The 21,567-nt window shown below is 71.7% G+C and carries 20 protein-coding genes; 15 read left to right on the forward strand and 5 right to left on the reverse strand.

The genetic code is table 11. From position 1 onward, the window contains the following. The first annotated feature begins 19 nt into the window (after positions 1–19). Together ACZ43N_RS08120 and ACZ43N_RS08125 are read left to right on the forward strand one after the other, a co-directional pair. Positions 20–1,060 (forward strand): C40 family peptidase, encoded by a 1,041-nt coding sequence (locus ACZ43N_RS08120; RefSeq protein ID WP_468095867.1) that lies wholly within the window; start codon positions 20–22, stop codon positions 1,058–1,060. An 85-nt stretch (positions 1,061–1,145) separates the two neighbouring features. After that, positions 1,146–2,366 carry a Cif family virulence factor gene (locus ACZ43N_RS08125; RefSeq protein WP_468095868.1) on the forward strand — a complete coding sequence of 407 codons (1,221 nt, stop codon included), beginning with the start codon at positions 1,146–1,148 and terminating at the stop codon, positions 2,364–2,366. Positions 2,367–2,399: 33 nt separating this feature from the next. On the opposite strand, the gene ACZ43N_RS08130 is transcribed toward ACZ43N_RS08125, so the two are convergent. Next, positions 2,400–2,771, reverse strand: a complete 372-nt coding sequence (locus tag ACZ43N_RS08130; protein ID WP_468095870.1) for a winged helix-turn-helix transcriptional regulator — start codon at positions 2,769–2,771, stop codon at positions 2,400–2,402. An 84-nt stretch (positions 2,772–2,855) separates the two neighbouring features. Here ACZ43N_RS08130 and ACZ43N_RS08135 point away from each other — a divergent pair, with 84 nt between their 5' ends. Continuing rightward, the gene (locus tag ACZ43N_RS08135) at positions 2,856–3,764 is read left to right on the forward strand and encodes an NAD(P)-dependent oxidoreductase (RefSeq protein ID WP_468095871.1); all 909 of its coding nucleotides are present in this window, start codon (positions 2,856–2,858) and stop codon (positions 3,762–3,764) included. Between the two features lie 23 nt (positions 3,765–3,787). Here ACZ43N_RS08135 and ACZ43N_RS08140 read toward each other — a convergent pair whose 3' ends face one another. Further along, on the reverse strand, positions 3,788–5,029 hold the full coding sequence (locus ACZ43N_RS08140) for a glycosyltransferase 87 family protein (protein WP_468095872.1): 1,242 nt from the start codon (positions 5,027–5,029) through the stop codon (positions 3,788–3,790). A 208-nt stretch (positions 5,030–5,237) separates the two neighbouring features. Between ACZ43N_RS08140 and ACZ43N_RS08145 the strand changes: the two genes are divergently transcribed. Continuing rightward, positions 5,238–6,380 carry a glycosyltransferase family 4 protein gene (locus ACZ43N_RS08145; protein ID WP_468095873.1) on the forward strand — a complete coding sequence of 381 codons (1,143 nt, stop codon included), beginning with the start codon at positions 5,238–5,240 and terminating at the stop codon, positions 6,378–6,380. A 60-nt stretch (positions 6,381–6,440) separates the two neighbouring features. Then, entirely contained in the window at positions 6,441–8,078 is a 1,638-nt protein-coding gene (locus ACZ43N_RS08150) for a GMC oxidoreductase (RefSeq protein ID WP_468095874.1), read from the forward strand. Between the two features lie 18 nt (positions 8,079–8,096). Here ACZ43N_RS08150 and ACZ43N_RS08155 read toward each other — a convergent pair whose 3' ends face one another. Further along, positions 8,097–9,893, reverse strand: a complete 1,797-nt coding sequence (locus tag ACZ43N_RS08155; protein WP_468095875.1) for an AMP-dependent synthetase/ligase — start codon at positions 9,891–9,893, stop codon at positions 8,097–8,099. A 308-nt stretch (positions 9,894–10,201) separates the two neighbouring features. On the opposite strand from ACZ43N_RS08155, the gene ACZ43N_RS08160 reads away from it, so the two are divergent. The 6 genes from ACZ43N_RS08160 (at position 10,202) to ACZ43N_RS08185 (ending at position 15,522) form a co-directional block, all read left to right on the forward strand. Continuing rightward, a complete protein-coding gene (locus ACZ43N_RS08160) occupies positions 10,202–10,999 on the forward strand; it encodes a metallophosphoesterase family protein (protein WP_468095876.1) in 798 nt (265 codons plus the stop codon). A gap of 83 nt (positions 11,000–11,082) precedes the next feature. After that, complete coding sequence (locus tag ACZ43N_RS08165) at positions 11,083–11,523, forward strand: SRPBCC family protein (protein WP_468095878.1); 441 nt, start codon at positions 11,083–11,085, stop codon at positions 11,521–11,523. 311 nt (positions 11,524–11,834) lie between these two features. Next, the gene (locus ACZ43N_RS08170; RefSeq protein WP_468095880.1) at positions 11,835–13,004 is read left to right on the forward strand and encodes an ArsA family ATPase; all 1,170 of its coding nucleotides are present in this window, start codon (positions 11,835–11,837) and stop codon (positions 13,002–13,004) included. Positions 13,005–13,061: 57 nt separating this feature from the next. Next, positions 13,062–13,568, forward strand: coding sequence for a DUF5304 domain-containing protein (locus ACZ43N_RS08175; protein WP_468095881.1), 507 nt, complete (start codon positions 13,062–13,064; stop codon positions 13,566–13,568). Positions 13,569–13,663: 95 nt separating this feature from the next. Beyond that, positions 13,664–14,617: an ROK family glucokinase gene (locus ACZ43N_RS08180; RefSeq protein WP_099963902.1), complete on the forward strand. Its 954-nt coding sequence runs from the start codon at positions 13,664–13,666 to the stop codon at positions 14,615–14,617. 146 nt (positions 14,618–14,763) lie between these two features. Further along, the gene (locus ACZ43N_RS08185; RefSeq protein ID WP_468095882.1) at positions 14,764–15,522 is read left to right on the forward strand and encodes an endonuclease/exonuclease/phosphatase family protein; all 759 of its coding nucleotides are present in this window, start codon (positions 14,764–14,766) and stop codon (positions 15,520–15,522) included. Positions 15,523–15,678: 156 nt separating this feature from the next. Here ACZ43N_RS08185 and ACZ43N_RS08190 read toward each other — a convergent pair whose 3' ends face one another. Together ACZ43N_RS08190 and ACZ43N_RS08195 are read right to left on the reverse strand one after the other, a co-directional pair. Further along, positions 15,679–16,383 (reverse strand): hypothetical protein, encoded by a 705-nt coding sequence (locus ACZ43N_RS08190; RefSeq protein WP_468095884.1) that lies wholly within the window; start codon positions 16,381–16,383, stop codon positions 15,679–15,681. Beyond that, complete coding sequence (locus ACZ43N_RS08195; protein ID WP_468095885.1) at positions 16,376–17,293, reverse strand: alpha/beta hydrolase; 918 nt, start codon at positions 17,291–17,293, stop codon at positions 16,376–16,378. Before ACZ43N_RS08195 ends, ACZ43N_RS08190 begins: the two co-directional genes overlap by 8 nt. A 197-nt stretch (positions 17,294–17,490) precedes the next feature. Here ACZ43N_RS08195 and ACZ43N_RS08200 point away from each other — a divergent pair, with 197 nt between their 5' ends. The 4 genes from ACZ43N_RS08200 to ACZ43N_RS08215 all read left to right on the forward strand — a co-directional run bounded on the left by ACZ43N_RS08200 (position 17,491) and on the right by ACZ43N_RS08215 (position 21,553). Beyond that, on the forward strand, positions 17,491–18,291 hold the full coding sequence (locus ACZ43N_RS08200) for a lysophospholipid acyltransferase family protein (RefSeq protein ID WP_468095887.1): 801 nt from the start codon (positions 17,491–17,493) through the stop codon (positions 18,289–18,291). 69 nt (positions 18,292–18,360) lie between these two features. Then, the gene (gene macS, locus ACZ43N_RS08205) at positions 18,361–19,614 is read left to right on the forward strand and encodes a MacS family sensor histidine kinase (RefSeq protein WP_468095888.1); all 1,254 of its coding nucleotides are present in this window, start codon (positions 18,361–18,363) and stop codon (positions 19,612–19,614) included. A gap of 77 nt (positions 19,615–19,691) precedes the next feature. Continuing rightward, complete coding sequence (locus ACZ43N_RS08210) at positions 19,692–20,339, forward strand: response regulator (RefSeq protein ID WP_468096459.1); 648 nt, start codon at positions 19,692–19,694, stop codon at positions 20,337–20,339. Positions 20,340–20,524: 185 nt separating this feature from the next. Next, a complete protein-coding gene (locus ACZ43N_RS08215; RefSeq protein WP_468095889.1) occupies positions 20,525–21,553 on the forward strand; it encodes a 6-phosphofructokinase in 1,029 nt (342 codons plus the stop codon). Positions 21,554–21,567: the final 14 nt, after the last annotated feature.

Raw genomic sequence — 21,567 nt, forward strand, 5'->3', positions numbered from 1 at the left:
GAAGGGAGTGCGGCTTCCCGTGGGGTCCCACAGTCGCCTTGTACCGTCCGGGTTCGACCGGGGCGCAGCCACCGCCCTGGGCGTGCTGTCCGCCGCGGCCGCCGCTCTCGGCGCCATCCCCGTCCAGCAGGCCGCCGCCGAGCCGCACGACCACGCCACCCGTGCCGAGCTGGACCGGCTGTACGAGCAGGCCGAACGGGCCACCGAGGCGTACAACAAGGCCGACGAGCGGGCCGACGAACTGCGCGACCAGGTCGGTGCCGCCCAGGACGCCATCGCCCGCACACAGGAACGCGTCAACACCATGCGGGAGTCGCTCGGTTCGCTCGCCGGCGCGCAGTACCGCGCGGGTGCCATCGACCCGTCGCTCGCCCTGTTGTTCTCCACCGAACCGGACGACTACCTCGCCAAGGCCTCCGCGCTCGACCGGATCAGCACTCACCAGGCGGGCGAACTCCGCGACCTCCAGCAGGCCGTGCGGGACCTCGCCCAGCAGCGCCAGGAGGCCACCGGCAAGCTCGCGGAGCTGGAGAAGAGCCGCAAGGCCGTCGCCGCGCACAAGCGGACCGTCGAGCAGAAGCTCGCGAGGGCCCGTGAACTCCTCAATGCCCTCCCCGACGAGGAGCGCGCCGCGTACGAACGCGCCTCCCGCTCCGGCCGCACCGAGATGGAGCCGGAGACCCCCGGCCCCTCCGGCGCCGTCGCCCCCGGCAGCTCCCGTGCGGCCGCCGCCGTCTCCGCGGCCCGCTCCGCCCTCGGCAAGCCGTACATCTGGGGCTCGGCCGGCCCGCACGGCTTCGACTGCTCGGGTCTGATGGTCTGGTCGTACGCCCAGGCCGGAGTCGCGCTCCCGCGCACCTCGCAGGCCCAGCGGTACGCGGGCACCCAGGTGCCGCTCTCCCGGGCCCAGCCGGGGGACCTGGTCACGTACCGCTCCGACGCCAGCCATGTCGGTATGTACGTGGGCAACGGCCAGGTCATTCACGCCCCCTACCCGGGCGCCCCCGTTCGCTACGACCCCGTCGGCATGATGCCGATCGCGTCGGTCACCCGCCCCTGACCGACGCCATAGCCGCCACCGCCGTACCGGCCCCGGACCCGACCGCCCTGCCGCAGGGTGGCCGGGCCGCCGTACGATCGGGAACGTGGCTGGTCGAAGGCGTGTGCTCGCGGGAGGCACGGGAGTCTGTCTGACGCTGACCCTGCTCGCCGGCTGCGGCGCCGCGGCACCGGACTCCGCGCGCTCCGACGTCGAGGCGATGCTCGCCCGGCGGGCGGCGGCGGTCCTGGAGCGGGACGCGACGGCGTACCGGGCCACCGACGAGCCGACCGGAAGTGCGAGCGGCCAACTGGCCACCGGGGCGGTCGAGTTCGCCAATCTCCGCGAACTGCCGCTGGACTCCTGGTCATACGACCTCACCGGCTTTCGGCGCACCGGCGACCGGGCAACCGCCGAGGCCGCTCTGCGCTACCGGATACGCGGCTACGACAAGGCGCCCGTCACCGCCGTACGGACACTGGTCCTGACCCGGGACGCCGACGGCCGCTGGCGGGTCGCCTCCGACGAGCCGTCGGACAAGGGCACCGAACAGCTCTGGGAGCAGGGGCCGGTACGGGCCGTCCGAGGTGAGCGGAGCCTGGTGCTCGGCGTGGGGAGGTCGGACGCCAACCTGCGGGAGTACGCGCGGCTGGCGGACCGCGCCGTGCCCGCGGTGACCGAGGCCTGGGGCGACGACTGGCCGCGGCGGGTCGTGGTCCTCGTACCGAAGTCGCTGGACGAGATGGCGGGGCTCCTCGGGGCGCCCGCCTCCGGCTACCGGGGGATCGCCGCCGTCACCACCGGGGAGGCCGGGGGCTCGGCCAGGGCGCCGGCGGACCGGATCATCGTCAACCCCGACGCCTACGCCGTGCTCGGCGGGTTCGGCAAGCAGGTCGTCCTCACCCATGAGACGACCCATGTCGCCACCCGGGCCCACACCAACGCCGCCACGCCCCTGTGGCTCTCCGAGGGCTACGCCGACTGGGTCGGCTACCGGGCGACCGGCCGCAGCGCCCCGGAGGTGGCCCCGGAGCTGCTGCGGGCGGTGGCGCAGGGGCGGGTGCCGGACGCGTTGCCGAGGGACGCGGACTTCGAGTTCACCGGCGACTCGGGCCGGCTCGCCCGCGCCTACGAGGGCGGCTGGCTGGCCTGCCGGCTCATCGCGGACCGCTGGGGCGAGGTGCGCCTCGACGAGTTCTACCGCGCCGTCGGCGCCCACGGGAAGCGCGCCGGGGCGGTGGAGGGCGCCCTGGAGGACGTCCTGGGCACGACCCTCCCCGCGTTCACCGAGCGGTGGCGGGAGTACGTACGGGCGCAGCTCGGCTGAGCCCCGGCCCCCCCGGCCGGTGGGCGGGGGCTCCTATCCGCGCGGGATCTCGGCCGCGTCGACCACCTCGGTGCCTTCGCGGCGCATCCGCTCGACACCCCAGGCACCGAGCGGCTCGAGCGCCCGGTTGAGCGTGCGCCCGTCCTCGGTCAGGGAGTACTCCACCCGCGGCGGCACCTCGGCGTACACCTCCCGGTGCACGAGACCGTCCTCCTCCAGCTCACGCAGGTGCTGCGTCAGCATCTTCTCGCTCACCCCCGGCATCCCCCTACGGAGCTCGGCGAAGCGGCGTACGCGATGGGTCTCCAGCTCCCAGAGGATGAATCCCTTCCACTTGCCGCTCAGTACGTCGAACGCGGCGTCGATGCCGCAGATGTACGGCCCCCGTCTCGGCGCCTTCACCATGACCGATCCCCCTTACGGAAAGGTAAGTACCGCAGTAATTAGTGGGTACTTCCGAGCCTAGTTGCGCTGTTCGAGCATGGAGGGGTGAACGCACCCCAGAACCCCCCTACCAGCAAGGACAGTTCCGTCACCGTGATCGGGCTCGGCCCGATGGGCCAGGCGATGACCCGCACCCTGCTTGCCGCCGGCCACCAGGTCACCGTGTGGAACCGCACCGCCGCTCGCGCCGACGGGGTCGTCACCGACGGCGCGACACTCGCGGCGACACCCGGCGAGGCGGTCGAAGCGAGTGATCTCGTGATCCTCAGCCTCACCGACTACCGGGCGATGCACGACATCCTCGACGGCGCCACCGCGTCCCTCGCGGGCCGGACGCTGGTCAACCTGAGCTCCGACACCCCGGACCGCACACGCGAGGCGGTGACCTGGGCCGAGGGCCACGACGCGGCCTTCCTCACCGGAGGCGTCATGGTCCCCGCGCCGATGGTCGGCACGGAGGCGTCCCGGGTCTACTACAGCGGTGACGCCCCGGTGTTCGAGAGCCACCGGGAGGTGCTGGCCCGGCTGGGGACACCGCTGTACCTGGGCGGGGACGCGGGCCTCGCCCAGCTGATGTACCAGGCCCAACTCGCCGTGTTCCTCACCACCTTGTCCGGGCTGATGCACGCCACCGCGATGCTGGGGACGACGGGAACGCCGGCCAGGGACGCGCTGCCGGAGCTGCTGTCCTTCACCGACACGATCGGCGCCATGCTGAGGGCCGGTGAGGAGAACCCCGGCGCCGCGCTCGACGTGGGGGAGCACCCGGGCGATCTCAGCACGGTCACCATGATGGGCGCGACGTCCGACCACATCGTGGAGACCAGTGCCTCACTCGGCCTCGACCTCGCGCTCCCCCTGGCCGTGCAGGCCCACTACCGGCGCGCGATCGAGAACGGACACGGCGGCGACAACTGGACCCGCATCATCGACAGCATCCGGGGCCGCGGCTGATTCCGTCGCCGCGCCGGGCGCGCTCAGGAGTTCAGCGACTCCTTGGTGCGGGCCGTCCGGCCGGGGGCCGCCGCCCGGCGCGGATGCGGGACCGTGCCCCGCCACAGCTCCAGGGCGGCGATGAGCGCGGCCACCACGAGGAGGCCGTTGCGGACGAGGAGCAGGGTGATGCCCAGCCAGTCGCTCATGACCACATGGGCGAACCAGAGGGGGAACTCCAGCACCGTCACGAAGGACGCCAACAGGACCAGAGCGGCGGGCCACAGCATGCGACCGGCCCGGAAACAGAGACAGACGGCCGCGAGACCGACCAGCCACACCATGTACTGGGGGCTGATCACCCTGCTGGTCGTCGTGAACATCAGTACCGCCGTGAACGCGGCGTCCGCGAGGGTGTGCGGGGCGAACCGCCGGGCCCGCACCCGCCACAGCAGCAGCCAGGCGAAGGCCGCCCCGCTGAGCAGCAGGGCCGCGTTGCTGACGACGTCGACATGGTCGCCGAGGAACTCGACCGAGCCGTAGTTCAGCAGCACCTGGCCGTCCCAGCCGAAGTGCCGGGCGATGTGGAGGACGAGGGCGCCGAGCGACTCCACCTCGGTGCCCCGGTCGCGCTGGAAGGTCAGGAAGGCGAAGGAGCCGGGCATCCAGACGGCGAAGACGAGTGACAGGCCCGCCGCCGTGGCCGCCGCGGAGAGCCACGCCGTACGGCCGCGGGCCCCCAGGAACAGCAGCGCCGGCCACACCTTCAGCAGGGCCGCGAAGGCCGTGAGCGCCCCCATCACCCGCGGGCGGCGGCTGCCGGCGAGGAGCGCGGCGACCGCGACCGCCGTCACCATCACGTCGTACCGGGCGTACACCGTCGGGCCGATCAGCGGCAGGGCCACCGTCCACATCCAGACGCCGCGCCGGGTTCGGCCGGGCCTGCCGCCGGTGTGCAGGAGCAGGGCGAGCACCGCCAGGTCGGCGAGAAAGGCGAGGACGAAGAACGCGGAGGCGTACTCCAGGAAGGGCAGCAGCGCGGGGGAGAGGATCGCGAGGGCGGCGGCGGGCGGGTACTGCCACGTCACGTCGTCCAGGGGATACGTTCCGCCGCGCAGCGTGTCGTACCAGCCCCGGTAGATGACCGACACGTCGGTGGTCACGTCCGGGCCCGGGAACACCCACACCTTGAAGACGAACAGCAGCAGAACCAGCCTGGTCGCGCCCCAGACCGCGATCGAGGCGAACGGGGGCCGTCGCGTCCCCGTCATGTCCACCTGAGCCATCCGATGCCCCTGTCCGAAGTGCCGCCGCGCCCGGCGTGCCGTTTCCGCGCGGGTTCCCCCACGATTGTGCGGGTGGGGGACATGATCTCCCGTCCGGCTGAGACGGCGGTGAAGCAGGGGCGGATCCTGTGCGAGGTGGCTCGTGGACGGATCCGTGCGAGGTGCCTCGCGACGGGCGTCCGGGCCCGGTTCGGTAGGGTCGGCGGCGATGCACAAGACCCTGATCGTGACCAACGACTTCCCGCCCCGGCCCGGCGGCATCCAGGCGTTCCTGCACAACATGGCGCTGCGCCTGGACCCCGAGAAGGTCGTGGTCTACGCCTCGACCTGGAAGCGGAACCGGGAGGGCGTCGAGGCGACGGCCGCCTTCGACGCCGAGCAGCCCTTCACCGTCGTCCGCGACCGTACGACCATGCTGCTGCCGACGCCGGGTGCCACGCGCACGGCCGTGCGTCTGCTGCGGGAGCACGGCTGCACGTCGGTGTGGTTCGGGGCGGCGGCCCCGCTCGGCCTGATGGCCCCCGCGCTGCGCAGGGCGGGCGCACGGAGGCTGGTGGCCACCACGCACGGGCACGAGGCGGGGTGGGCGCAGCTGCCCGCCGCCCGGCAGCTGCTGCGGCGGATAGGCGAGGGCACGGACACGATCACCTACCTCGGCGAGTACACGCGCTCCCGGATCGCCACGGCCCTCACCCCCGAGGCCGCCGGGCGCATGGTCCAGCTGCCGCCCGGCGTCGACGAGAAGACCTTCCACCCGGCCTCCGGCGGCGACGAGGTCCGCGCCCGGCTCGGGCTCACCGACCGGCCGGTGGTCGTGTGCGTCTCCCGGCTGGTCCCCCGCAAGGGCCAGGACACGCTGATCCAGGCGATGCCGGCCGTCCTCGCCAAGGAGCCGGACGCGGTCCTGCTGATCGTCGGCGGCGGGCCGTACGAGAAGGATCTGCGCCGTCTCGCCGAGGAGACCGGCGTGGCCGGGTCGGTCCGCTTCACCGGCGCCGTCCCCTGGTCCGAACTGCCCGCCCACTACGGCGCGGGCGACGTCTTCGCCATGCCGTGCCGTACCCGGCGGGGCGGGCTGGACGTGGAGGGCCTCGGCATCGTCTATCTGGAGGCCTCCGCCACCGGCCTGCCCGTCGTCGCCGGTGACTCCGGCGGTGCCCCCGACGCCGTGCTCGACGGCGAGACCGGATGGGTCGTGCGGGGCGGTCACGCGGAGGAGGTGGCGGAGCGGGTCGTCACCCTGCTCGGTGACTCCGAGCTGCGTCGCCGGATGGGGGAGCGGGGGCGCGAGTGGGTGGAGGAACGGTGGCGGTGGGACACGTTGGCCGAAAAGTTGGAGTTGTTGCTGTAGGGGCAAAAGGGGCATTGAGTATCTCTGGTGGGAATGGGGGCGTCCGCCCATCCTGTGTGCATGACAGAGAAACTGACGCAACCTCACCTTTCTCGCCGTCGTATGCTCGGCCTGGCCGCCCTCCAGACGGCCGCCGCCCTCGGCCTCAGCAGAGTCGGCCTCCAGTCGGCCCGCGCCGCCGAACCCGACGCCGTCGACAACGCCCCGGCGATCGTGATCGGTTCGGGCTACGGCGCCGCCGTGGCCGCCCTCCGCCTCGGACAGGCCGGCATCCGCACGGTCGTCCTGGAGATGGGCCGTCTGTGGAACACGGCAGGCCCGGACGGCAAGGTCTTCTGTTCGACGAGGGAACCGGACAGCAGATCCATGTGGTTCAAGACCCGCACGGAGGCCCCGCTCGCCACCTTCCTGTGGCTGGACGTCGTCAACAGGGACATCAGCCCCTACCCCGGCGTGCTGGACCGGGTCCGCTACGCCAACATGTCGGTCTTCCTGGGCCGCGGCGTCGGCGGCGGCTCCCTCGTCAACGGCAGCATGGCCGTCACCCCCCTCCAGTCGTACTTCGCCGAGCAGTTCCCCACCGTCGACACCGCCGAGATGTACGACACGTACTTCCCGCGCGCCCGCGCCATGCTCGGCGTCAACACCATCGACCCGGCGTGGTTCGAGTCCACCGAGTGGTATCGCTTCAGCCGTGTCTCCCGCGCCCACGCCCAGAAGGCGGGCCTGCGGACCACCTTCGTGCCGAGCGTCTACGACTTCGGCCACATGCAGCGCGAGGCGGCCGGCACGGCGACGAAGTCGGCCCTCGCCGGGGAGGTCATCTACGGCAACAACCACGGCAAGAAGAGCCTCGACAAGACGTATCTCGCCGCCGCCCTCGGCACCGGCAACGTCACCATCCACACCATGGAGCGGGCCAAGGGCATCCGCAGGGAGAACGACGGGACGTACGTCGTCACCGTCGACCGTATCGACGACACGGGCACGGTCGTCGAGACCAAGGAGTACGGCTGCACGTACCTCTTCCTCGGCGCCGGGAGCGTCGGCACCACCGAACTCCTCGTCCGGGCACGGGCCAAGGGCACCCTGCCCGCGCTGAACACGAGCGTCGGCACCGGCTGGGGCACCAACGGCAATGTGATGCTCGGCCGGGCCAACCACCTGTGGGACACCGTCGGGGCGAACCAGTCGACCATGCCGGTGCTGGGCATCGACGACTGGGCCAACACCGCCAACCCCGTCTTCGCCGAGATAGCACCGCTGCCCACGGGGCTGGAGCACTGGGTCAGCCTCTACCTCGCCCTCACCAAGAACCCCGAGCGTGCGTCGTTCACCTACGACGCCGCGAGCGACTCGGCAAAGCTCGGCTGGAGCGCAGCCCAGAGCGCGGTCTCCGTCGCCATGGCCAAGAAGCTCTTCGACCGGATCAACGCGGCCAACGGCACGATCTACCGGTACGACCTGTTCGGCTCGTCCAACAAGGTCTTCGCCGACGACTTCACCTACCACCCGCTGGGCGGCTGCGTGCTGGGAAAGGCGACGGACGACTACGGGAGGGTGAAGGGCTACTCGAAGCTGTACGTCACCGACGGCTCGCTGGTGCCCGGCTCGATCGGGGTCAATCCCTTCGTCACCATCACCGCCCTCGCCGAACGCACGATGGCGCGGGTCCTCACCGAGGACGCCGCGCCGTAGTGGTGCATCCGGGGCGGGCTACTTCGCGTAGATCGCCTCGATCTCGTCCGCGAAGTCCTTCGCCACCACGTTCCGCTTGAGCTTCAGGGACGGCGTCAGGTGGCCCGAGTCCTCCGTGAACTGGGAGGAGAGAATGCGGAACTTCCGCACCGATTCCGCTTTCGACACCGCGGCGTTGCCGTCGTCGATCGCGGCCTGGACGGCCGCGTTCAGATCGGCGTCCGCGCTCAGCGACGCCGCGGTGGACCCCGCCGGCTTGCCGTGCTCGGCGGCCCAACGGCCCAGGAACTCCTCGTCGATGGTGACCAGCGCGCCCACGAACGGACGTCCGTCGCCGACGACCATGCACTCCGCGACCAGCGCGTGCGCCCGGATACGGTCCTCGATGACGGCCGGGGCGACGTTCTTGCCGCCCGCGGTGACGATGATCTCCTTCTTGCGGCCGGTGATCCTGAGGTAGCCGTCCTCGTCGAGGGTGCCGATGTCACCGGTGTGGAACCAGCCGTCGGCCAGCGCCTCCGCCGTCGCGCCCGGGTTGTTCCAGTACTCCTTGAACAGGTGGTCGCCGTGCAGCAGCACCTCCCCGTCGTCCGCGATGCGCACGACGGAACCCGGCAGCGGCTGCCCGACCGTCCCGATCTTCTGCCGGTCCCACGGGTTGAACGCCGTCGCCGCACAGGACTCCGTCAGGCCGTAGCCCTCCAGCACCGTGAAGCCGATGCCGCGGAAGAAGTGGCCCAGACGCTCGCCCAGCGGGGCGCCGCCGGAGATCGCGTACTCGCCCTTCCCGCCGAGCACCGCCCGCAGCTTGCTGTAGACGAGTTTGTCGAACACCTTGTGCTTGATCTTCAGGCCCAGGGCCGGGCCCGTCGGGCTGTCCAGCGCCTTGCTGTACGCGATCGCCGTGTCCGCGGCCTTGTCGAAGATCTTGCCCTTGCCGTCGGCCTGCGCCTTGGCCCGCGCGGAGTTGTAGACCTTCTCGAAGACCCGCGGCACACCGAGGATCAGCGTCGGCCGGAAGGAGGCCAGTTCGTCCGTGAGGTTCTTGATGTCCGGCACGGTGCCCAGCTTGATCGGCGCCATCATCGGCGCGACCTGCACCAACCGGCCGAAGACATGAGCGAGCGGGAGGAAGAGCAGCACGCTGCACTCGCCCGTGCGGAACAGGGGCCGCAGCCGCTCCACCACGTTGCCGCACTCGGCGAAGAAGCTGCGGTGGGTGAGGACGCATCCCTTCGGGCGGCCCGTCGTGCCGGACGTGTAGACGATGGTCGCCGGGTCGTCGGCCTTCGCCAGCGAACTGCGCTCCTCGACGGCCGCGTCGGTGACGTCCTGGCCGAGGCGCCCCAGCTCCTCCACACCGCCGCCCTCGATCTGCCACAGGTGCTTGAGCGCGGGCAGCCGGTGGCGCACCGACTCGACGGCGGCCGTGTGCGTGTCCAGCTCCACGATGATGGCGGTGGCGCCCGAGTCGGAGAGGATCCACTCCACCTGCTCCGGCGAACTGGTCTCGTACACCGGCACGGTGACCGCGCCGGCCGACCAGATCGCGAAGTCCAGCAGCGTCCACTCGTACCGGGTACGGGACATCAGTCCGACCCGGTCGCCCGGCTGGACGCCGGCGGCGATGAGCCCCTTCGCGGCCGTCCGCACCTCGGCGAGGAACTGGACCGCGTCGACGTCCTGCCAGACACCGTCCACCTTGCGGGCGATGACGGCGACATCGGGATGCTGCGCGGCGTTTCTGCGGACGATGTCGGTCAGATTGCCGTCCGCGGGGACCTCGTACAAAGCCGGAAGGCTGAACTCGCGCAAGACTGCTGCTCCTCATAGGGCGCCGGCGCCACGACGTACGCGTGTGATGCGACGGTGCGGTCCAAGGCTGGGGCTAGCGCTCAGGTCCCCCTTGGTTCCTCACTGGTTGAAAACCTGAGCATGACTGGACTGCCCGGACGTTACCCGTCGGTATGGCTTCTCCGCGAGGGGGGTGCGGGGAGATGTTTTCCGCGTCACACGTATGGGGTTCTCCGGGAACAATAATCCCCACACTTACTGACTGGCCAGTAACCACAGGTTCGGTCGACTCTGTTCACCTATGCCGCACCCGCCTACGCTTGATCGTCATGGCACCCACACCAGGCGGTAACCGCAGGACACGTATTCATGTGGTCAGTGACGTGCACGGCAACGCGCGCGACCTGGCCAGAGCCGGCGAGGGTGCCGACGCCCTGGTGTGCCTCGGTGACCTGGTCCTCTTCCTCGACTACGCCGACCACTCGCGCGGGATCTTCCCCGACCTGTTCGGCGCCGAGAACGCCACCCGGCTCGTCGAACTGCGCACCGCCCGGCGCTTCGAGGAGGCCCGCGACCTCGGCGCCCGGCTCTGGTCGGGCATCGGGCAGGACCGTTCCGCCGTGATCGAGAAGGCCGTGCGCAAGCAGTACGCCGAGCTGTTCGCGGCGTTCCCGGAGCCGACGTACGCCACGTACGGCAATGTCGATATGCCGAGGCTGTGGTCCGAGTACGCGGGGCAGGGGACGACCGTGCTGGACGGGGAGCGGGTCGAGATCGGCGGCTGGGTCTTCGGGTTCGTGGGCGGCGGACTGCGCACCCCCATGCGCACGCCGTACGAGATCAGCGACGAGGAGTACGCCGCGAAGATCGAGGCGGTGGGAGAGGTGGACGTGCTGTGCACGCACATTCCGCCCGAGGTGCCCGAGCTGGTGTACGACACGGTCGCACGACGCTTCGAGAGGGGGAGCCGGGCGTTGCTGGAGGCGATCCGCCGGACCCGGCCCCGGTACTCGTTGTTCGGGCACGTCCACCAGCCGCTGGCGCGGCGGATGCGGATCGGGGCGACCGAGTGCGTGAACGTGGGGCACTTCGCCGGGAGCGGTAAGCCGTGGGCGTTGGAGTGGTGAGTCCGCACGCGCGGTAGCCTTCACGCTGCACATACGTGCGCACCCACCTCCCTCACCGGACCGTCTCTGGAGGAGCCACGGCGATGGCGGAATTCACCAGTTCGAGCATCACGATCGAGGCTGCGGCGGCCGATGTCATGGGAGTGATCGCCGACTTCGCCCGCTACCCGGACTGGACGGGTGAGGTGAAGGAGGCGGAGGTCCTGAAGGCCGACGGCCAGGGGCGTGCCGAGCAGGTGCGGCTCGTCATGGACGCCGGGGCGATCAAGGACGACCAGACGCTCGCGTACACCTGGACCGGGGCGAACGAAGTGTCCTGGACGCTGGTCAAGTCGCAGATGCTGCGGTCGCTGGACGGGTCGTACATCCTCAAGCCGGTGAGCGACTCGGTGACCGAGGTGACGTACCAGCTGACCGTGGACGTGAAGATTCCGATGCTCGGGATGATCAAGCGGAAGGCGGAGAAGGTGATCATCGATCGGGCGTTGGCGGGGCTGAAGAAGCGGGTCGAGTCGGGGGCCTGAGCCCCTGCCCACCCGCCCCCGACTCGCCCTGGTGACAAAGGTGCCCGTTGAGCGCCCAAGGGGGCAGGGGTGCGCGTGTGTTCGCGGCTGCGCGTGCGCCGTGGCGGGTCGCGCAGTTCCCCGCGCTCCTTCGGGGTGGGCGGTGACTCTTTGACGCCGTCCGCCGCCGCTTTCCTTCGCGCTCTCCCATGGTCGCCGTCTCCAGCCGCGGGCAGTCGTGCCGCTGGGGCGGCACGGGTGGGCGCGGCGGCACCCCGTTCGCGTGGTGAGCGGAATCCCTGGCCCCGTTCGGTGGGTTACCGTTCAGCTCCATGCGCACCATCCTGATCACCGGGCAAGGCGGCAGCGGCCGTACGACGGTCGCCGCGGCCACCGCGGTGGCCGCGGCTCTCGAGGGCTGCCGCACGCTCGTGCTGAGTGCCGACCGGACGGACAGTCTCGGGGCGGTGCTGGGGACACCCACCGGCGCGGCACCCGTACGGGTCGGCCCGGAGCTCACCGCGTGGCGGCCCGACGCCGCCGCGGGCTTCCGCGAGGACCTCGTCGCCTTCCAGGAGCGCGCCGCCTCCGTGCTGGATCTGCTGGGGGCCGGCCGGCTGGACGCCGAGGAGCTCACCCCGCTGCCCGGAGCCGAGGAGCTGGCCCTCCTGCGCGCGCTCCGTGACGCGGCGCTGTCCGAGGCGTACGACCTGCTCGTCGTCGATCTGCCGCCCGCCCCGCAGGCGCTCGCCCTGCTCGGCCTGCCCGAGGAACTGCGCCGCTACCTGCGGCGGTTGCTGCCGGCCGAACGCCAGGCGGCCCGGGCCCTGCGACCGGTGCTCGGCCGGCTGGCCGGCGTGCCGATGCCCGCCCAGTGGCTGTACGAGACGGCCGCCCGCTGGGACGTCGAGCTGGCCGCCGTCGCCGCGGTCGTCGACGATCCGGGCACGACGGTTCGACTGGTCGCCGAACCCGGCCCGGCGGGCGCCGACCACATCCGTGTGGCGAGCGTGGGACTCGCCCTGCGCGGCCTCCCCGTGGACACGCTGGTCGCCAACCGGGTCCTGCCCGAGGCCACCTCGGACACCTGGCTCGCGGGCCTCGTCGCCCAGCAGGACAAGACGCTGTCCGAGTGGCGCGCCACCCACCCCCTGCGGGAGGTCCCCCACCTCGGCCGTGACGCGCGCGGCACCGACGACCTCACCGCTCTCGACGTCCCCCCTGCGGGTGACAGGCCCGCCCGGGTCGAGTGGCCCGTCACCGACCGGCTCGCCGACGACGGCGTGCTCGTCTGGAACATCCCGCTGCCCGGCGCCATACGCGACGAGCTGGACCTCATCCGACGCGGCGACGAGCTGGTCGTCACCGCGGGGCAGTTCCGGCGTATCGTGCCGCTGCCCTCGGCCCTGCGCCGCTGCACGGTCGACGGGGCGGCTCTGCGGGACGGCGAGCTGAGGATCCGTTTCGCACCGGACCCCCGGTTGTGGCCCCGGACCCGGTGAACCCCATACCCCCGTTCGGGTAACGTCGAAGGTACGAACCGTAGGCAGGAGTCCGCCATGAGCGAAGAGCGCCCCACGTCCGATGCCGCTCGTCAGGACGCGGCCGGCCAGGCCGGTGCGGACGAGTACGAGGTGCGGGCGACGGACGCCGACGCCTGGGCCACCGCGTGCGAGGAGGACCTCGCCGCGGAGAAGGCCCGCCGCCGGGCGCAGCACGGGCCGCCCCCGGGCTCGGCCGCCGAGGAACTGCGCAAACTGGTCGACACCGTCGCCGACAAGCTGTCCGGGCTCCAGTCACCGCTGCTCGGCGCGGTGGCGGGCGGAGCGGCCCAGCAGATGGTCAGCCAGGTCGTCCGGCAGGCCAAGGCCGCCGTCGAACCCGTCATCGAACGCAACCCGGACGTCTTCGACCACCTCGCCGCCGCGGGCAACGAACTGCTCGCCGCGTACCGCTCCGCCGTCGAGGCCCAGGAACGCCGCTGGACCACCCGTGACACCGCTCACCGGGAACACCGCGACGAGGACGACGGTCCGGGCCCCGGGGAACGCATCGACCTGGACTGACGCCGGGCTGTCCGCCCGGCGGACGACGGGAGCCCCGGTGCGGGGCCCTCGGGTACGGTTGGCCGTAGCGGGGCTCGACCGAAACTGAGGGATTCATGGGACTCACCATCGGCGTCGACATCGGCGGTACCAAGATCGCGGCCGGTGTGGTCGACGAGGAAGGCAACATCCTCTCGACCCACAAGGTGCCGACCCCGGGTACACCCGAGGCGATCGTGGACGCCATCGCCGCCGCCGTCGAGGGCGCGCGAGCCGGACACGAGATCGTCGGCGTGGGCATCGGCGCTGCCGGTTACGTCGACCGCCAGCGCTCCACGGTCTACTTCGCCCCCAACATCGACTGGCGCAACGAGCCGTTGAAGGAGAAGGTCGAGGCCCGCGTGGGCCTGCCCGTCGTCGTCGAGAACGACGCCAACGCGGCCGCGTGGGGCGAGTACAAGTTCGGCGCGGGCAAGGGCCACCGCAACGTCATCTGCATCACCCTCGGCACCGGCCTCGGCGGCGGCATCATCATCGGCAACAAGCTGCGCCGCGGGCACTTCGGCGTGGCCGCCGAGTTCGGCCACATCCGCATGGTGCCCGACGGTCTGCTGTGCGGCTGCGGCAGCCAGGGCTGCTGGGAGCAGTACGCATCGGGGCGCGCGCTGGTGCGGTACGCCAAGCAGCGCGCCAATGCGACCCCCGAGAACGCCGAGATCCTCCTCGGCCTCGGCGACGGCACTCCCGACGGCATCGAGGGCAAGCACATCTCCATGGCCGCCCGCCAGGGCGACCCCGTCGCCGTCGACTCCTACCGCGAGCTGGCCCGCTGGGCCGGCGCCGGTCTCGCCGACCTCGCCTCCCTGTTCGACCCGTCGGCGTTCATCGTGGGCGGCGGCCTGTCCGACGAGGGCGAGCTGGTCCTCGACCCCATCCGCAAGTCGTACAAGCGCTGGTTGGTCGGCGGGAACTGGCGCCCGGTCGCCCAGGTCATCGCCGCCCAGCTGGGCAACGAGGCCGGCCTGGTGGGCGCGGCCGACCTGGCGAGAGAACCCGACCCGATCATGTGACCTCCGGTCAGCGACGGCCCCGTGCCCCCGAAGGGGCGCGGGGCCGTACCCGTGGGCGGCTCCGCCGCGCGGGCGGGACGAACCACGAACACACCCAGGTCGCAAACGGACAAATACCCCTGTGCTCGGGGCGTATCTTGATCCCCATGGCGACGAACCCGCTGCCCAACTCCCGCACGAACCCCGACGGTTCGGCGACCATCCGCGTCCTCAGCTACAACATCCGCTCGATGCGGGACGACACCGACGCCCTTGCCCGGGTGATCAAGAGCTGCGCCCCCGACCTGGTCCTCATCCAGGAAGCGCCTCGTTTCTTCCGCTGGCGCAAGAAGCTCGCGCGACTCGCCGCGGCCTCCGACCTCGTCACCCTCTCCGGCGGCGCCACCGCCTCGGGACCCGCCCTGCTGTGCGGCCTGCGCGCGACCGTCGAGCGCACCGAGGACGTCCTGCTGCCGCTCACCCCCGGCCTGCACCGACGCGGCTTCGCCACGGCGGTGGTGCGCTTCGGCCGAGCCCGCCTCGGCGTCCTGTCCTGCCACCTCTCCCTGCAGCAGGACGAGCGGTACGAGCAGGGCGGCATGCTCCTCGACCGGCTGGCCGCACTGGGCGTGGAACACGCCGTCGCGGGCGGCGACCTAAACGAACGCCCGGACGGCCGCACGTTCCGGCGTCTGGCCGGCGCACTCCAGGACTGCTGGGCCATCGCGCCCTGGGGCAGCGAGTGCACCTCCACCCCGGCCGACCCGCACCAGCGCATCGACGCCGTCCTGGCCACCCCCGGCATCGAGGTCCTCGGCTGCGGGGTGCCGCTCGACCTGCCGGGGATCACCCGGCGCGACCTGAGGGCGGCCACGGACCACCTTCCGGTCCTGGCCGCTCTCAGGGTGCCCGCCGCGTCGCCCTAGCCGACGGCCACCGGCCGCTGCTTGGGCTCGTTCAGGTTCCTGACCCGTCCTTCGCCGCTCGCCGGATGCGAGTCCCATTCCGGCGGACGACGGCGCCCACAAGGGCGAGGCCCGCCCGGAACGTCCCGGGCGGGCCCCTCGTACGGCGGCGGGGGGTCAGACGACCGCGCCCCGCCCCGGATCGTCGTCGTCCTCGTCCTCGCTCTTCATCCGCATCACCAGCGTGGCGAAACCGCCGAGGAAGCCACCGATGCCCAGGGTGGTCAGCCACCAGGTCATGTCCCAGCCGAGCAGCACGGCGAGCAGCAGCAGGACCGGGCCGCCGACCACGCCCAGCCAGGCGAACTTGGCGGTCGCGTCGGCCTCCGGCAGCGGCGGCGGCTCCGGAGGCACGAAATGGCCCTCGTCGTCGTCATCGTCGTCGTCCTCGGCGGTGTCCTCGCCCACCGGGTCGGGAACGGTGTAGTCCCGCGGGCCGACGCCGGGCGCGAACGCGACCGAGCTGCCCAGGGGCTTCGGGGCCGCGGGTCCGGCACTGTCGGGGGGGCCGCCGGCGGGCTTGTCCGAGGACTCCTCCGGATCGGCCTCCAGCAGCGCCAGGTCCTCCACCGAACGGAATGGCTTGGCGCCCGGCGGGTCGGGCGGCTCCTCGCCGAACCCCGCAACGATGGCCCGCCAGGCGGCGTCCTCGTCGAACGGCACGTGCTGCTCCTCGCCCGGCGAGTCCTCGGACGCGGCACCCGGACCGCCCGATCCGCCGGAACCCGGTCCGCCCGAGCCCGATCCGCGCGAGTCACCGTGGCGCTCACCGAGTGGCGCGCCCTTCTCCTCCGGCTCACGCTCGGAGTCGTGCTCAGCCACCAGTGGCCGTCCCTTCCCTCTGCTCCATGGATCCCGCACCGAACCGCCCCGCGGATCCCGACCCGGACTGTTGTACGGATTCCGTCCCGGACTCCTTCACCGACTCCGCCCCGGAGCCCTCCGCGGACTCCGCCTCGGTCCCCTGCGCGGCATCCGGCGCATCGCCCCCCACGACACGGGTGACGAACGCCAGACTCTCCTCGAAAACGCGGTCCGCGTCGTGGTCCAACGTCGCGACATGGTGGCTGTGTTCCAGCAGGACCTCGGTGACGTCCGTGGACGACACCCGGCCGAGCACCCGCTCGGAGTCGGAAGCCGGCACCACATGGTCCTCGGTGCTGCGCAACAGCAGCAACGGCTGCGTCACCTGGGGCAGTTCCCCGTCGACCAGCCGCAGGAAGGTCCGCAGGGAGTACGCCGCGTGCAGAGGCACCTTGTCGTACCCCAGCTCCGTGACGCCCTCCTTCGCGATGTCGTCGGTGATCCCCCTGGTGGTGGGGACGAAGTGCCGGAGCAGGGGGAGGGCGCGGGCCGCCAGGCCGTGCACCTCGTTGGCCGGGTTGACGAGCACGACGCCGTCGACCGCGTCCCCGTGCTTCGCGGCCAGCCGCAGCGCCAGCGCGCCGCCCATGGACAACCCGGCCACGAAGACCCGCGCACAGCGCTCGCGCAGGGCGCGCAGCTCGCGGTCCACCTCCGCGTACCAGTCCTGCCAGCCGGTGATCCGCAGGTCCTCCCATCGGGTGCCGTGGCCCGGCAGCAGGGGCAGGACGACGGTCAGGTCGTGCTCGGCGAGGTACCGGGCCCAGGGGCGCAGCGACTGCGGGGAACCGGTGAAGCCGTGACAGAGGAGGACTCCGACCTGCCCGCCCTCGTGGCGGTAGGGCTCGGCTCCAGGAAGGACCGGCACGGTTCGGTCTCCTGTTCATGAGAAGGGTGTGAAACGAGTCCCGGTGTGGTTCACCGTACGCGACCGCACTGACACCGACCAGGGGCTTCGGTCGGCGGGGGAGGCGTGGAGGGCGGGGCGCCGGGCTGTTCGTCAGTCGTCCGGGTTAAGGTCTGATCCTCAGAACACAGAGAGGCACTCGGTTGTTGTACGGCGCGATGAAGGTCGCCATCGGGGGACCGCTCAAGGTCACCTTCCGGCCCTGGGTGGAGGGCCTGGAGAACATTCCGGCCGAGGGCGCGGCGATCCTGGCGAGCAACCACCTCTCGTTCTCCGACTCGTTCTTCCTGCCCGCGGTCCTCGACCGCAAGGTCACCTTCATCGCGAAGGCGGAGTACTTCACGACGCCCGGCGTGAAGGGCAAGCTCACGGCGGCCTTCTTCAAGGGCGTCGGCCAGCTCCCCGTGGACCGCTCCGGCGCGCGCGGCGCGGGCGAGGCCGCCATCAAGAGCGGCATCCAGGTCCTGGAGCGCGGCGAGCTGTTCGGCATCTACCCCGAGGGCACCCGCTCGCCCGACGGCCGCCTCTACCGGGGCAAGCCCGGCGGCCTCGCCCGCGTGGCCCTCGCCACCGGCGCGCCCGTCATCCCCGTCGCGATGATCGACACCGAGAAGATCCAGCCGCCCGGCAAGGTCCTGCCGAAGGTGATGCGGCCCGGTATCCGGATCGGCAAGCCCCTCGACTTCAGCCGCTACCAGGGCATGGAGCACGACCGCTTCGTCCTGCGGGCGCTGACCGACGAGGTCATGTACGAGATCATGAAGCTCTCGGGCCAGGAGTACGTCGACATCTACGCGACCGCCGCCAAGCGGCAGATCGCGGAGGCGGCCAAGGCGGAGAAGGAGGCCGACAAGGCCGCCAAGGCCGCTCTCGCCAAGGCCGAGAAGGACCAGGCGGCCAAGGAGCAGGCCGAGAAGGAGCAGGCCGAGAAGGCGGACCGGGACCGGCCGGCTTCGTAGCGGTCGCGTTCCCGGATACGGTCGCGTCCCGACAACGCGTCCGTCGTGGGTGGGGTGGGGGTCGGGCACATGCCGAAGCGCGAGAGAGTCATGAGGATGTCGGTCGAGCTGCCGCTGTGGCGTGCGCTCACCGGCTACCGGGTCCTGACGATGATCTACGCGGTCGGCCTGTTCATCAGCGCGTACGGCAGGTTCCAGCGCCCGTGGCTCGCGATCGTCTACTTCGTGGTGCTGGCCGGCTGGACCCTGGCGACCCTCCCCAAGGTCGCCAACGCGGCCAGCTGCACCAAGCGGTTCCTCGCCGCCGACCTCACCATCGCGGTCGTCGGCATCCTGCTCACCCGGCTCGCCGACTCGCCGGCGCGGATCGAGGGCGGAGGCCCGACGCTGCCGTCGATATGGACGGCGGGCGCCGTCCTGGCCTTCGCCGTCAAGGGCGGCTGGCGGTGGGCGGCCTTCGCCTCCACCCTGGTCGCCGTCGCCAACCTGGTCCAACGCGGCGCGCCCACCCGCGACACCATCCACAACGTGCTGCTCGTGTGGGTCGCCTCCATCGCCATCGGCTATGTCGTCGAGGTCGCCCGCGCCTCCGAGCGCACCCTCGCCCGCGCCCTGGAGATCGAGGCCGCCACCCGGGAACGGGAGCGCCTCGCCCGCGACATCCATGACAGCGTGCTCCAGGTCCTCGCCATGGTCCAGCGGCGCGGCACCGCCCTCGGCGGCGAGGCCGCGGAGCTCGGCCGGATGGCCGGCGAGCAGGAGGTCGCGCTGCGCACCCTGGTCTCCGGCGGCCTCGTACCGGTCTCACGGATCTCGGAGGACGCGGCCGAGGGGGCGCTCGTCCGGGCGGTGGACGAGCCGGACGAGCCGGACGCGACGGAGTCCGGCCACGGCCCGGTGGACCTGCGTTCCCTCCTCGTCCCCTATGCCGGGGCGATGGTCACCCTGTCCGAGCCGGGCGGCCCGGTGGAGCTGGGTGCGCACGCCGCGCGGGAGCTGGCCGCCGCCGTCGGCGCCGCCCTGGACAACGTGCGCCGGCACGCGGGTGAGCGGGCGCGGGCCTGGATCCTGGTCGAGGACTGGCCGGACGAGGTCGTCGTGACCGTACGGGACGACGGTCCCGGCATCCCCGAGGGGCGGCTCGCCCAGGCCGAGGGCGAGGGGCGGCTCGGAGTGGCCCTGTCCATCCGAGGGCGGCTGCGCGACATCGGCGGCACGGCGGAGCTGATCTCGGTGCCGGGACAGGGCACGGAAGTCGAACTGAAGGTACCCAGGGCCTCGGAAGCACCGAAGGACACACGGGGGAAGGCGGAGAAGCGGTGACGGAGCACAACGTGCTGGACGGGCAGGAGCTGCCGGGCGTCGACGGGCGGGAGCAGCCGGGCGGCCCGATCAAGGTCATGGTGGTCGACGACCACCCCATGTGGCGTGACGCCGTCGCCCGCGACCTGACCGAGTCCGGCTTCGACGTGGTCGCCACGGCGGGCGACGGAGAACAGGCGGTGCGCCGCGCCAAGGCCGCCGCGCCCGACGTCCTCGTCCTCGACCTCAACCTGCCCGCGAAGCCCGGCGTCCAGGTCTGCAAGGAACTGGTCGGCGCCAACCCGGCCCTGCGCGTCCTCGTGCTGTCGGCGAGCGGCGAGCACGCGGACGTGCTGGAGGCGGTGAAGTCCGGTGCCACGGGCTATCTGCTGAAGTCCGCCTCGACCGAGGAGCTGATCGACGCCGTACGCCGCACCGCGGTCGGCGACCCCGTCTTCACTCCCGGCCTGGCCGGTCTGGTCCTCGGCGAGTACCGCCGCCTCGCCTCCGAGCCGGCGCCCGCCACGGGCGCGGACGAGCCGGGGGCGCCGCAGCTCACCGACCGGGAGACCGAGGTGCTTCGCCTCGTCGCCAAGGGCCTGAGCTACAAGCAGATCGCCGAACGCCTCGTCATCTCGCACCGCACGGTCCAGAACCACGTCCAGAACACCCTCGGCAAGCTCCAGCTCCACAACCGGGTTGAGCTCGTCCGCTACGCCATCGAACGCGGCCTCGACGACGAGTAGACCGCCGCCCGGGAGGCCGGCCCGACCCGGTGGATCGGCAAATGCGTCGATAGACCAATCCGAGGAGTAAACCAACCGCCCGACAGTTCACCGGAATTGCCCTTACTCGGTCATGTCGAAGTGACCTGCGTCACCATTACGGTGCTGCGGAAGGCTTACGGCAACCGCGGTGAAGGGATATTTCCATGCGGGTCGGAGTACTGACCGGAGGCGGCGACTGCCCCGGGCTCAACGCCGTCATCCGGGGCATCGTCCGCAAGGGCGTGCAGGAGTACGGCTATGACTTCGTCGGCTTCCGCGACGGCTGGCGAGGTCCGCTCGAGAACGACACCGTCCGCCTCGACATCCCCGCCGTGCGCGGCATCCTGCCCCGCGGCGGCACGATCCTCGGCTCCTCGCGCACCAACCCGCTCAAGGAGGAGAGCGGCATCCGCCGCATCAAGGACAACCTCGCCAAGCAGGAGGTCGAGGCGCTCGTCGCGATCGGCGGCGAGGACACCCTGGGCGTGGCCGCGCGGCTGTCGGACGAGTACGGCGTGCCCTGTGTGGGCGTCCCGAAGACGATCGACAACGACCTGTCGGCGACGGACTACACGTTCGGTTTCGACACGGCCGTGGGCATCGCGACCGAGGCGATCGACCGGCTGCACACGACGGCCGAGTCCCATATGCGTGTCCTGGTCGTGGAGGTGATGGGCCGCCACGCGGGCTGGATCGCCATCCACTCCGGCCTGGCCGGCGGGGCCAACGTGATCCTCATCCCCGAACAGCGTTTCGACATCGACCAGGTGTGTGCCTGGGTGACGTCCCGTTTCAAGGCCTCGTACGCGCCGATCGTGGTCGTGGCGGAGGGCGCGATGCCGAAGGACGGCCAGATGGTCCTGAAGGACGAGTCCCTCGACTCCTTCGGGCACGTCCGGCTGTCCGGCGTCGGGGAATGGCTGGCCAAGGAGATCGAGAAGCGGACGGGCAAGGAGGCCCGTACGACCGTCCTCGGCCATGTCCAGCGCGGCGGCACGCCCAGCGCGTTCGACCGCTGGCTCGCCACGCGTTTCGGGCTCCACGCCATCGACGCGGTCCGCGACCGCGACTTCGGCAAGATGGTCGCGCTGCGCGGCACGGACATCGTCCGCGTCCCCATCGCCGACGCGACGGCCAAGCTCAAGACGGTGGATCCCGCGCTGTACGAGGAGGTCGGCGTCTTCTTCGGCTGACCGGGGACGGGGTT

Source organism: Streptomyces sp. NPDC030814, assembly GCF_055572155.1.